Source organism: Syntrophales bacterium, from assembly GCA_030018935.1.
Lineage (GTDB): Bacteria > Desulfobacterota > Syntrophia > Syntrophales > CG2-30-49-12 > CG2-30-49-12.
The window spans coordinates 1-12069 of the sequence record JASEGZ010000054.1 but is presented as its reverse complement, the minus strand read 5'-3'; the positions used below and the strand labels follow the sequence as shown (position 1 = coordinate 12069).

Annotated in this window: 9 protein-coding genes; 6 read left to right on the top strand and 3 right to left on the bottom strand. The window is 49.1% G+C overall.

Annotation, left to right across the window (positions count from 1 at the left end):
* Positions 1-269, bottom strand: a 269-nt coding sequence (locus tag QMD03_09015; protein ID MDI6777352.1) for an NADH oxidase, incomplete at its 3' end; no start/stop codon positions are given.
* Positions 266-1297 carry a 3-deoxy-7-phosphoheptulonate synthase gene (aroF, locus tag QMD03_09010; GenBank protein ID MDI6777351.1) on the bottom strand — a complete coding sequence of 344 codons (1032 nt, stop codon included), beginning with the start codon at positions 1295-1297 and terminating at the stop codon, positions 266-268. The genes aroF and QMD03_09015, both read right to left, overlap by 4 nt.
* A 358-nt stretch (positions 1298-1655) precedes the next feature.
* On the opposite strand from aroF, the gene QMD03_09005 reads away from it, so the two are divergent.
* From QMD03_09005 to QMD03_08980, 6 genes are all read left to right on the top strand, one after another.
* Positions 1656-2807 (top strand): metallophosphoesterase, encoded by a 1152-nt coding sequence (locus tag QMD03_09005; GenBank protein ID MDI6777350.1) that lies wholly within the window; start codon positions 1656-1658, stop codon positions 2805-2807.
* Positions 2808-2981: 174 nt separating this feature from the next.
* Complete coding sequence (gene moaC / locus QMD03_09000; GenBank protein ID MDI6777349.1) at positions 2982-3461, top strand: cyclic pyranopterin monophosphate synthase MoaC; 480 nt, start codon at positions 2982-2984, stop codon at positions 3459-3461.
* 35 nt (positions 3462-3496) lie between these two features.
* Complete coding sequence (locus QMD03_08995) at positions 3497-3832, top strand: helix-turn-helix domain-containing protein (protein MDI6777348.1); 336 nt, start codon at positions 3497-3499, stop codon at positions 3830-3832.
* Between the two features lie 67 nt (positions 3833-3899).
* Positions 3900-5174: a UDP-N-acetylglucosamine pyrophosphorylase gene (locus tag QMD03_08990; protein MDI6777347.1), complete on the top strand. Its 1275-nt coding sequence runs from the start codon at positions 3900-3902 to the stop codon at positions 5172-5174.
* A gap of 50 nt (positions 5175-5224) precedes the next feature.
* Positions 5225-8908, top strand: coding sequence for an SIS domain-containing protein (locus tag QMD03_08985; protein MDI6777346.1), 3684 nt, complete (start codon positions 5225-5227; stop codon positions 8906-8908).
* Positions 8909-9029: 121 nt separating this feature from the next.
* The gene (locus tag QMD03_08980; GenBank protein MDI6777345.1) at positions 9030-10637 is read left to right on the top strand and encodes a CTP synthase; all 1608 of its coding nucleotides are present in this window, start codon (positions 9030-9032) and stop codon (positions 10635-10637) included.
* Positions 10638-10689: 52 nt separating this feature from the next.
* Here the strand turns inward: QMD03_08980 and thiC are convergent, their stop codons facing one another.
* Complete coding sequence (gene thiC / locus QMD03_08975) at positions 10690-11991, bottom strand: phosphomethylpyrimidine synthase ThiC (protein ID MDI6777344.1); 1302 nt, start codon at positions 11989-11991, stop codon at positions 10690-10692.
* Positions 11992-12069: the final 78 nt, after the last annotated feature.

Below are 12069 nucleotides of genomic sequence, written 5' to 3'. Positions count from 1 at the left end.
CTCAGGCCAGGAATGTACTTATCATCGGTTATAGCCAGTTCTCCGCCCAGGCCGGCCCTTCCCAGCCTGTGTATATATGCTACTTCTACGGTTACCAGCCCGATTCCCCCTCTCGCCCTCGCCGCAAGATAGGCGGCAATCCTGTCACTTACAAATCCATCTCTTCCTCCATAACCCGTTCCCATAGGGGCCATGACGAGACGGTTCTTCAACTCCATCTTACCAACGACAATTGGTTCAAAAAGGATGTCAAGTTCCTCTGGTCTCATGATTTTTCCTCCTTATGCACTTTCCTCAAGGCGTTCTCGAGACATCTTATTTCTTCCATCAACCGGTAAAACTTTTCCGGTTTGAGTGATTGACGCCCGTCTGAGACGGCCCTGTCAGGTTCAGGATGCACCTCTACAAGCAACCCGTTTGCTCCCGCAGCCACCGCTGCCCTGGAGAGGGGAATGACATATCTCCAGTGACCTGCAGCGTGGCTGGGATCAACGATAACGGGCAGATGCGTCAGTTCTTTCAAAACGGGAACGGCGCTGATATCGAGGGTATTTCGGGTGGCCGTCTCAAAGGTGCGAATGCCCCGTTCACAGAGGATAATCTGATCGTTTCCCTCGGCGAGGAGGTATTCCGCCGACATCAGCAGCTCTTCAATGGTGCTCATCATCCCACGTTTCAGGAGAACCGGCTTTTTCACTTGACCCACCTTCTTCAGGAGGGCAAAATTCTGGACATTACGCGCTCCAATCTGCAAGATATCGGCGTACTCCGCTACCAGCTCCACATCGGCGGTATCAAGGACCTCAGTAACGATAGGAATCCCTGTCTCTTCTCTGGCCTTTTTTAAGAGCTTCAGACCTTCTTCCTCCATGCCCTGAAAGCTATAAGGAGACGTCCTCGGTTTAAATGCCCCCCCTCTTAAGATGTGGGCCCCTCCCCGCTTGACGATGCCGGCGCTCTCCATCAGCTGTTCATCACTTTCTACGGCACAGGGACCGGCCATCACGACAAATTCAGGTCCTCCAATCTTTACATCTCCCACAGAAATTATGGTATCACCCTCTCTGGACTCACGGCTGGCCAGTTTGTACGGTTTCAGGATCGGCACGGCTTTTTCCACACCTGACATGGATTCGGCAAATTTTAACTGGGCCTTGCCTCTCTCATCCCCTACAGCCCCTATGATCGTCCGTTCGACTCCCCGGGAGGGATGGGCCTTGTATCCCACTGACTCGATCCAGCGGACTACATTGTCAATCTGCTCCTCCGTTGCATTCTTCTTCATTACAATGATCATGATCTGACTCCTCCTTCGATTCCCCAAAAAAAGGCCATGGGAGAGATCTTTTGATCTACCCATGGCCTAACTTATTGGTTTATCTTAATATTAGTTCTTTCGGAATGATGGGCAGACCGAGGGGGAAAAATAGCAGTAGCTAAAGTTATATTTGGTATCCCCGTCTCTTCGTCTTCTGTCCATCATAATAGCATGTCCTTTTTTGCTTAATAAACCAAAACTCTGAAGCATTGTCAAGAAAAAATTATTGCTTTATATTTATTCCCATGCAATGTTTAAAATGTCAGACTTAACAGACAGATCTATCTCTTTTTTCAAAGATGGGATGGACTTATCAAAGCAAAAAACTTCTGGAGAGATGACGATCTTTACTTTTCTGCTACCCTTTTTCCTCCTCTACGGTGGGCTCCATTTCTATACCTTTCTGAAGGTAAAGAGGGTTATTCACACTGGTCCCATAGCCGACCTCTGCCTGATTGTCTTCCTTGTGACTATGGTTTTTGCCCCCCTCATCGTACGATTAGCGGAAAAGGATGGTTTTGATTCTTTATCCCGTATCATGTCCCATACCGGATATACATGGATGGGGGTACTATTTTTATTCTTTTGCCTTTCCCTTATTTTTGACATCTATCATTTTCTTATATATACAAGTGGCCTTATCCTTCACAGAAATTTTTCTCATCTGATCCTTTCACCTCCATATACTTTCATTATATCTCTCCTAATTTCTTTAGGTATCAATATGTATGGTTACTTCGAGGCAAAAGACATTCGGACAGAAAGAATCATAATAAAAACCCCTAAGCTTCCTGCAGAAGTGGGTAGGATCAGGATCGTACAGGTCTCCGACGTTCATCTCGGGATCGTTGTGGGGAAAAAACGTCTGAAAAGAATAGTCGAGGAAGTCAAAAAGGCAGAACCTGAGATGCTGTTATCAACAGGAGATCTCCTGGACGGACAGATCAATAACCTTCCTCTACCTGCTGAATTCTTAAGAGACTTGCATCCGGTATACGGGAAATTTGCGATTACAGGAAACCACGAATTTTATGCAGGTCTTGATTATGCCCTCGATTTTACGCGCCGGGCAGGATTTACGGTCCTCAGGGGAGAGGGTGTAACCGTAGCAGGATTGATTAATATCGCCGGTGTTGATGATCCAGCCGGAAAGAGCTTTGGCCTTTACAGAGAGGTCTCAGAAAAGGAGCTACTTTCAAGACTTCCCCGCCAGAATTTTACCCTCTTACTCAAACATCAACCGGTCGTGGACAGGGACGCTTTTGAACTCTGTGATTTACAGCTCTCCGGCCATACCCACAAGGGACAGATTTTTCCCTTCAGCCTTATTACTCGGTTCTATTTTCCTTTACACGACGGATATTTCCATCTTGCGGACCATTCATCTCTGTATGTAAGCAGGGGGACAGGGACATGGGGTCCCCCGATCCGTTTTCTCTCACCCCCGGAAGTTACAATCATTGAGCTGGTGCATGACAACAACCTTTGACTTGTCTTACTGACCTGCCTGTGCGCCGCACGCAGACAGGCACACAGACAGGTCGCTGATTGCTGAATGCTTACTTTTAATCTTTTTCTTGCTCATCCATAATACATTATGCTAAATTTACCACAAATTTTTTGCTGAGTTTTTTCTCTTGTATCACCCAAAATAATTGCTATGATGGCTAAACTATCCCACCTTGACGAAAAAGGTAAAGCAAGGATGGTTGACATAACCACAAAGGATACCACCCTCCGGGAGGCGCTGGCCCGGGGGAAGGTCCTGGCGCGTCCCGATACCGTCGCGGCAATAGAAACGGGTGGCATGCCCAAGGGAGATGTTTTTGGCGTCGCCAGGATTGCCGGGATTATGGCTGCTAAGAAGACAGGCGAACTGATCCCCTTATGTCATCCCCTTGAGCTGACAGCAATTGATATTCAATTTTCCACTAATGCTCGGCAGGGAGAGATCATCATTGAGGCAAAGGTGAAAACTCTCGGAAGAACAGGTGTGGAGATGGAGGCCATGACGGCGGTCAGCGTGGCCGCCCTTACGATTTACGATATGTGTAAATCTGCCGACAGGGAAATGATTCTCACGGATATTAAGCTAATCACAAAGTACGGCGGTAAAAGCACTCCCCTTGTAGTAAATATGTAATTGGTGGTTCTTCAGAAGAAGGAAGATTTTTTGCAATGAATTTTAATGATTCCGGTAATAATACTGTGGATGAACACGCTAAGACAACACCGCTTTCAGCGGTGGAGGATGTCATTGAGAAGAAACTCGCAGACATCGTTACGGTTTTGTGTCCGGCCACCAAAGGAAAAAGCAGGTTGTATGAAGAAGTCCTGTCCATGCTCGAGAGATGCCTGTTCAAGATTGCCTTAAAACGCTCCAATAACGTGAAGAGCGCAGCCGCCGCTTACCTCGGAATCAACAGGAATACCTTCCAGAAGAAAATGGTCAAACTCGGCATCGTCTGTGAAAAAAAGCAAAGTCATACTAAGCACCGAGGCGGCGGCAAGTAAGCTGAAGGTAGATCAGGCAAAAGAATAGTTCCTCCTGCGCTTCATTTTGGCGATTATGGTGGATAAAATGGAAATGACCTTGCCGCCCAAGGTAAGGCAACTGATGGGAAAAGGGGTCTCGATTCCTAACCCTTGGGCTGTTGAGATCGGTGAAGAGGTACAAGACAAGAGGATTTCTGGTGACGGGGTCGTTCTTTACATGGGAACCAAAATTTATGGCGAAAAGACCGTGATCTCTTCCGGGGCAAAGTTAGGATATGAGTCACCGGTAACCGTAGACGATTGCCAGGTTGGACCGCAAGTGGAGTTAAAGGGGGGATTTTTTGCATCCTCTGTCTTTATGGAAAAGGTCAGCATGGGAAGCGGTGCCCAGGTCAGAGGTGGTTGTATCCTGGAGGAAGAGGTCAGGGGAGGCCATACCGTGGGTTTGAAGCAAACTATCCTTTTCCCCTTTGTTACCTTGGGTAGTTTGATCAATTTTTGCGATTGTTTCATGGCGGGAGGCGCCAGCCGAAAAAATCACAGCGAGGTGGGCAGTTCTTACATACACTTCAATTACTCTCCGCAGCAGGATAAAGCCACCCCCTCCCTCATCGGTGATGTGCCGCGGGGAGTCATGTTAAACCAGCCCCCCATTTTTCTTGGCGGCCAGGGAGGTCTCGTGGGACCGGTGAGGATCGGCTACGGTACGGTTATCGCGGCGGGAACTGTCTGCCGCAAGGATTGTCCTGAAGGAGGCAAGTTGTTGATGAAAGGAGGCAACCTGCCTCGGGAAAAGATACTCCAGCCGGGATTTTACAGGGACATCAGGGGAAGGGTATATAATAACATCTGCTATCTGGCCAACATTCTGGCCCTGAGGCAGTGGTACATCCATGTCCGTCAGCCCTTTTTTCAACTTGAAGAGTTGGGTAAGGAACTGCATGCCGGGGCAATAGATAAACTGGATTTTGCCATTTCTGAAAGATTAAAGCAATTCCAGATCCTTTCCGGAAAAATGGAAAAATCTATGGAACTGGGTAGGAATTTACTAAAGGGAAAAAGGTCTGAGATGCTTCTCAGTCAACAAGGGGAACTCCTTAGGAATTGGCCGGAAATAGAAGGATGTTTTACCCGTGGGCATGAAGAGGCTGTTGATCTGAAAAACCGGGATGCCTTTCTGGAGATCATTCATCGCCAGATAGAGGAAGAGGGAAGGAACTATATAAAAGTCATTCAGGGACTGGAGGGCCGTGCTTCCACCATTGGCACAACATGGCTTCAGAATATCGTGGATAAAATCACCGACATGGCATTAAAACATCAGTCATCAGCCATCAGTCATATGACTTACGACTTATGACTTATGACTTATGACTTACGACTTATGACTATTAGGTAGGGAGGATAGATATGTGCGGTTTCGCCGGCATCATCACCGTTAAAAGGAGCGACGGGCAAACCACCGATGCAGGCCAGGGACTCGTCCAGCTCTTTGGTAAGATCAGGGAAAACGCAATGAAGGCCCTGCTTGCCGGCTCTGTTCCCCTAAAGCATTATCTGGACGGTAGAGGATATTTGGAGGAGATGGAAAAGGATATCCTCCACTTAAAAGGCGAGAGAAACTTTCAGCACCTCTTCTTTCGTGCCGACAGGGCCCGCCAATTGTCCGACCTTTCTGAAAAAATCGGCCTGTTTCTCTTCGAGGAAGAGAAGCTCCTCGAAGAGAATGCCGATCGTTTTTTAACCGAAGAAATGGAGACCATAAACAGCAGACTCGTCCTGATGAAGGATATCCACTGGAGTTTTAAAAGGGATATTCTTGATAACATCGAAAGGATCATCGCCCTGACGGGAGCGGATGGGGTTAAGGAAATCTCGCCTGAGGCATTTAAAAAATATAGAAAAATTAACTTTCTCCTGAATTGCCTGGAGCGTCTCGAGGTTCGGGGCCGGGATTCGGCAGGAATCCAGATTTCCTTTACCCTCCGTGACGGCGCTGTGCTTGATGAGGTGACGACAACCCTTAAAGAAAAGGGCCTGTATGAAGATTTTTTAAAGAGGACCAAAACCGGGGATCTGGTCAGCGGTTGCATCAGTCTTTCTACGGAATTGCAATCCATAAAAAACCACAGAGGTACTACGGTTTCGTTTACCTACAAGACCTCCTTAATTATCGGGGAACTGGGCCGGAATATCAGAGACTTGAAAGAAACTATTGCCCGGGATCGTATCTTACAAGAGTTTGCCAGGCAAGATGCGGTCTTTGAGACGTCTTTTGCCCATACGCGCTGGGCATCAGTAGGCGCCATAACGGAGGAAAACTGCCATCCCGTCAACAATTTTACCCTTGGTAAAACCCCTAATGACGACATAAAAGCGGGGATAATAAAAAATTACCCCCGCTACGGCATGGGGAACTGGACGATCAGTGTTGTCCTGAACGGGGATATTGACAATTATCAGGCACTCCGGGATACCCTTGAATCAGAAGGGGTCATGTTTCCACCGGAGGTCACAACAGATACGAAGATCATCCCCCTGCAGATTGAAAAATATCTCTCCAAAGGATGTGATCTTACCGAGGCATTCAGGCTGGCGGTAAATGACTTTGAAGGCTCCCACGCCATCGCCATGGTGAGCAATGTGGAGGCGGGAAAGGTCTTTCTCGCCCTGATGGGAAGCGGGCAGTCAATTTATGTAGGTCTCACCCCCGACCAGTATATCTTCTCCTCAGAGTTGTACGGCTTGGTAGAGGGAACCCCCTTTTTTCTTAAAATGGACGGGGATAAGTCTTCCGGGGATGGCGAAAAAACGGCCGGTCAAATCTTCGTCCTCGATCAGGATTCAGAAGGTGGTCTCTCAGGGATCAGGGCCCTCAATTATGATGGGACGCCCTTAAACCTTCAACCGGAGGATATCCGGAAGGCCGAGATTACCACCCGCGATATCTATCGTGGAGACTACCCCCATTACTTCCTGAAAGAAATCACAGAATCGTCCGTTTCCGTGAAAAAGACACTGCGGGGCAAGTATCGCATTTCCGAAGGACAGAAGGGTGGAAAAGCGGTTATCTTCAATCTCGGTCAGGACGTTGTACCGGAGAAATTGAGAGATGCCCTCCTCCGTGATGAGATCAGAAATATTACTGTCATCGGTCATGGCACAGCGGCTGTAGCCGGTGCAGCTATCGCCGAGGCCTTTGTCCGTTATCTGAAAGATACCCGCATCAGGATTGAGGTCAGGATAGCCTCTGAACTGAGCGGATTTTTCCTGAGAGACGACATGAGGGATACACTTGTTATTCCTGTCACCCAGTCGGGTACAACAACGGACACCAATCGTGCCGTCACCATGGCCGTGGAACGGGGAGCAACAATCATCGCTATCGTCAACAGGAGACAGTCTGAAGTAACCACCAGGGCCGATGGAGTCTTCTACACCAGTGACGGCAGAGACATCGAGATGTCGGTGGCCTCAACCAAGGCATTTTACTCCCAGATTGTTGCCGGCCACGTCCTTGCCCTCTTTTTCGCCCAGCTCTTCCAGACCATTTCCGATGATACTATTGCCGGGGAACTGCTCTGTCTGGAACAGGCCCCGGAGATGATGAGACGGGTCCTGGAGAAAAAGGAACATATCGGCCAATCTGCCCGGCACCTGGCCAGGCAGAAGAGGTACTGGGCCGTGGTGGGGAGCGGTCCGAACAAGATAGCGGCAGATGAGATCAGGATCAAGTTGAGCGAGCTGTGTTATACAACTATATCTTCGGATGTGGTAGAAAACAAAAAACACATTGATCTTTCCGCAGAACCTCTGATCATTGTCTGCGCGGCAGGCAGCGAGGAGACGGTAATCGGGGATATCATTAAAGATGTAGCCATCTTCAAGGCCCACAGGGCGAGCGTGATTGTTTTTGCCGATGAGGGGGAGGACCGCTTCAACGGGATAGCCGATGCGGTAATCGGGATACCTAAGGCGCCGTTACCCATGCCTCTCATTCTCAATACTCTAACGGGGCATCTATGGGGCTACTATGCCGCCCGCAGTATTGACGAAGATGCCGTGTTCTTTCGGGAGTTCAGAAGTCACCTCAATCAGGGTATGTTTGAACATGAGAAAAAAAATTACTCCCTTTACGAGAGGATCGCCGACAGGAGTTTTCGGGGGATAGTGGGGGATTTTTCTGTCAGGTTCAATCAGATGAGGAGCAACGACTCTTTCTCTCAGACCGGTGTCAAGACTACCTCCGATATAGCCCTTCTCCTGAAATACGCCGGGGGGAAACTGCCCCTCGAAGACTTCTGGCATGATTTCAAAGGGAAAAACGGCATCACCTCTCCCATTGACATGCTGGACATTGCCCTTGGCCATGCCGTGGATGAGCTTTCCAGGCCGATTGATGCGATCAGACATCAGGCAAAGACGGTGACCGTCGGCACAAGCAGGAGGGAACAACCGCTGCGGGGGATCATCTTCAACCTTTTGAGGGAACTGAGATTTTCCCCAAAGGCCATCGTCAGTAAGGATATTCTTGCCATCAGTAGAATGCAGCCGGCAATGGCCGCAATCAAGGGATATACCCTCTATGATATTAACAACCTTGATATGGAGGGAAACCCCGGAGATGCCTCAACAATCTCCATCAAAGAGAGGGGTGGCATCTCGGTCAGGATGAAATCGAGGGCAGAGGATTCGGGCGTTCTCATGGGGACGAAAAAGACCATCGTGAGTACTGGCCGTGTCTATGTGGGCCGCGGAAAATCAGATGGCGCTCCCATTGTTATTATTCCCCTTCTGGGAGAGACTTACACGGTAAGGAACCTGCTTCTGATCCATGTGGACTTCAACGAATCACTGACCACCCAGGAAAGGAAGGATATACTTGGTTATCGCTTTAACGACATCCGCAATCTCATCAATGAATACAACTTCCCCTGGGATGATCGTTATCTCGAAAGGATTCCCATGGCGACCCTCCTCGGTGAACCGGTAGAGGTCGTCGCGGAGGAAATCAAGCAGAGTCTTAGGGGGCAGAGGACAGAGGACAGAGGACAGGGGACAGAGATCAGTAGGGGAGGGGTGTTCCTACTTTGAGACTAAGGGGTTCGAGGATTCGAGGGTTCAAGTGTTTGTTTTCTAAGGATTTAAGTAGTTTTTTAACATTTCACTTGAATCCTTGACCCCTTGAACCCTTTATTTCAAGGGGTATTTTCCTATGAAGACAAAGTTCATTTTTGTGACCGGTGGCGTCCTTTCCTCTCTCGGCAAGGGACTGGCAGCAGCTTCTATCGCCGCCCTTCTTGAATGCCGGGGGCTCAGGGTGACCAATCAAAAGCTGGATCCGTACATCAATGTTGATCCGGGCACAATGAACCCCTTTCAACATGGTGAGGTCTTTGTAACCGATGACGGTGCGGAAGCCGATCTTGACCTGGGACATTACGAACGATTCACCTCTACCCGCATGGGAAAGTGTAACAACCTGACTACAGGACAGGTTTACTTTTCCGTAATCTCAAAAGAGAGACGGGGCGAATACCTGGGAAAGACGGTACAGGTTATCCCCCATATTACCGATGAGATCAAGGGCTATATCAGAGAGTCTGCCCACGGATTTGATGTCGCCATCGTGGAAATCGGCGGAACGGTAGGCGATATTGAGAGTCTGCCCTTTTTGGAGGCGATCAGGCAATTCCGTAATGAGGTGGGCAGACAAAATGCCATCTTTATCCACCTCACGTGGGTTCCTTATATCAAAACCGCTGGTGAGGTAAAGACAAAACCAACGCAGCACAGCGTTAAGGCCCTCCGTGAAATCGGTATCCAGCCGGATATCCTGCTCTGCCGTACGGAAGATTTTCTCTCCGAAGATATTAAAACCAAGATCGCCCTCTTCTGCAACGTCGAGGTAGAGGCGGTCTTCACCGCCAAGGATGTTGGGTGTATCTATGAGGTGCCCCTTGTTTTCCAACGGGAGGGAGTGGATGAAAAAATTGTTGACCTTTTAAACATCTGGACAGGTCAACCACGTCTCGATGCCTGGGAAGAGGTGGTGCATAAGATCAATCACCCTTCCCATGAGGTTTCCATTGCCATTGTGGGAAAGTATGTAAACTTGAAGGATTCTTACAAGAGCTTGAACGAGGCGCTGATCCACGGTGGTATTGCCAACGACTCCCGGGTAATTCTTCACTTCGTGGATGCCGAAAAGATCGAAAGGGAGGGTGTTGATCATCGTCTGAGTGTTGCCGACGGCATCCTTGTGCCGGGGGGCTTCGGATACAGGGGTGTGGAGGGTATGATTGCCGCCATCCAACACGCCCGGCTGAAGCAGATCCCGTTTTTTGGCATCTGCCTCGGGATGCAGATGGCAGTGGTGGAGTATGCGAGGCATGTCTGCCGGTTAGAGAAGGCCAACAGCTCTGAATTCGATCCGGAGACACGGTATCCGGTGATTGATCTTCTCCCCGAACAGAGAAACGTCTCGGAAAAAGGGGCCTCCATGAGACTGGGGGCTTATCCGTGTCTTATCGAAAATGCGTCTTTTGCCTTTGACGCCTACGGCGAACAACAAATAAGCGAGAGACACAGACACCGTTATGAATTCAATAACGACTACAAAGATCTCCTTGTACAGAATGGGCTCCGTATCACCGGGGTATCACCTGATGGGCGCCTAACAGAAATCGTGGAGATCAAAGATCACCCCTGGTTCCTGGGCTGTCAATTTCATCCTGAATTCAAATCAAGGCCAACTTACCCCCATCCCCTGTTTGCCGAATTCATCCGGTCGTCTCTGCTCTATAAATCCCGAAAGGTCTAAAACATCAGTCATACGTCGTACGTCATACGTCTTTTGACATACGACTTACGACTTACGACTTATGACTTATGACTTTGTTTTTTCTTATTTTCCCAAGTTTGATGGCACAAAACTCTCCACACATCGTACAGCCTTCTTCCTCTGCTGTTTTACTGGTTTCTAAGAGTTTCCTCGTCTCCTCGGGATCAATGGATTCGGCGATCTGCCCCTGCCAGTTGAATTCTTTTCTGTACTTTGCCATCCTTTTGTCCCTTTCAAGGGCGCCGGGAACTCCCTTGGCGATATCGGCAATATGGGCAGCAATCTTTGCGGCGATGATGCCTTCCCTGACATCCTCGAGAGTAGGAAGTCGCAGGTGTTCCGAAGGTGTTACATAGCAGAGAAAGTCTGCTCCCGCCGCTCCGGCAATGGCCCCGCCGATAGCCGATGTGATATGATCGTAACCGGGGGCAATATCGGTGGGCAGGGGCCCCAGGACATAAAAAGGCGCCCCCTGACAGAGACTCTTCTGGAGGAGGATATTAACCTGGATTTCTCCGATGGGAACGTGACCGGGCCCTTCGATCATGACCTGAACCCCTTGCTCTACGGCCCTTTTTGCCAGTTCACCGAGAAGAATGAGTTCCTGGACCTGCCCCCTATCCGTGGCATCGGCGAGACACCCCGGCCTTAAACCGTCACCGAGACTGAGAACCATATCATACCGTTTTGCAATTTCGAGCAGTCTGTCATACTGTTCATAAAGGGGATTTTCCCTGTCGTTATAGGCCATCCAGTTTGCCGTGATGGAACCGCCCCTGCTGACAATACCGAGAAGTCGTCCCTCCTCATCAATACAGTCCACACTTCTCCTCGTCACACCACAGTGGACGGTGATAAAGTCAACACCATCTTCGCCATTCTCCTCGATAACCCGAAACATGTCATCAGCGCTCATCTCTACCATAGCTTTTTTCTCATCCAGCATCTGGGCGGCAGCCTGATAAATGGGAACCGTCCCCACGGCAAGGGATGAGGCCCCGATAATCGCTTTCCTGATCGCCCTAATATCACCACCCGTGGAGAGATCCATGATTGTATCCGCTCCTGCGGCGACGGCTATTCTAACCTTTTCCAGTTCCAGGTCAAGATCCACATGGTCCTTCGATGTCCCGATGTTGGCGTTGATCTTTGTCCGGAGTCCCTTCCCGATAGCGAGAGGCAGGACAGAGGTGTGTTTTTTGTTTCTTACCACCACGATGCTGCCCTCCTCAACACCCCTGCGGATTAATTCGGGGGATACCCCTTCTCTTTCGGCACATATCTCCATTTCGTAAGAGACCACACCTTTTCGAGCTGCCTCTATTTGTGTCATTTTTAAACTCCTCACTAACTATAGTAAAAGTCTAAGTTGACATAAATCAAACTCTAAATTCTAACATCTAAATCCTAA

Excerpts from the sequence above, each read along its gene's own strand:
- QMD03_08995 (MDI6777348.1), top strand. The coding sequence starts at position 3,497 with ATGAATTTTAATGATTCCGGTAATAATACTGTGGATGAACACGCTAAG.
- QMD03_09005 (MDI6777350.1), top strand. The coding sequence starts at position 1,656 with ATGACGATCTTTACTTTTCTGCTACCCTTTTTCCTCCTCTACGGTGGG.
- QMD03_08980 (MDI6777345.1), top strand. The coding sequence starts at position 9,030 with ATGAAGACAAAGTTCATTTTTGTGACCGGTGGCGTCCTTTCCTCTCTC.
- aroF (MDI6777351.1), bottom strand. The coding sequence starts at position 1,297 with ATGATCATTGTAATGAAGAAGAATGCAACGGAGGAGCAGATTGACAAT.
- thiC (MDI6777344.1), bottom strand. The coding sequence starts at position 11,991 with ATGACACAAATAGAGGCAGCTCGAAAAGGTGTGGTCTCTTACGAAATG.
- moaC (MDI6777349.1), top strand. The coding sequence starts at position 2,982 with ATGGCTAAACTATCCCACCTTGACGAAAAAGGTAAAGCAAGGATGGTT.
- QMD03_08990 (MDI6777347.1), top strand. The coding sequence starts at position 3,900 with ATGGAAATGACCTTGCCGCCCAAGGTAAGGCAACTGATGGGAAAAGGG.
- QMD03_08985 (MDI6777346.1), top strand. The coding sequence starts at position 5,225 with ATGTGCGGTTTCGCCGGCATCATCACCGTTAAAAGGAGCGACGGGCAA.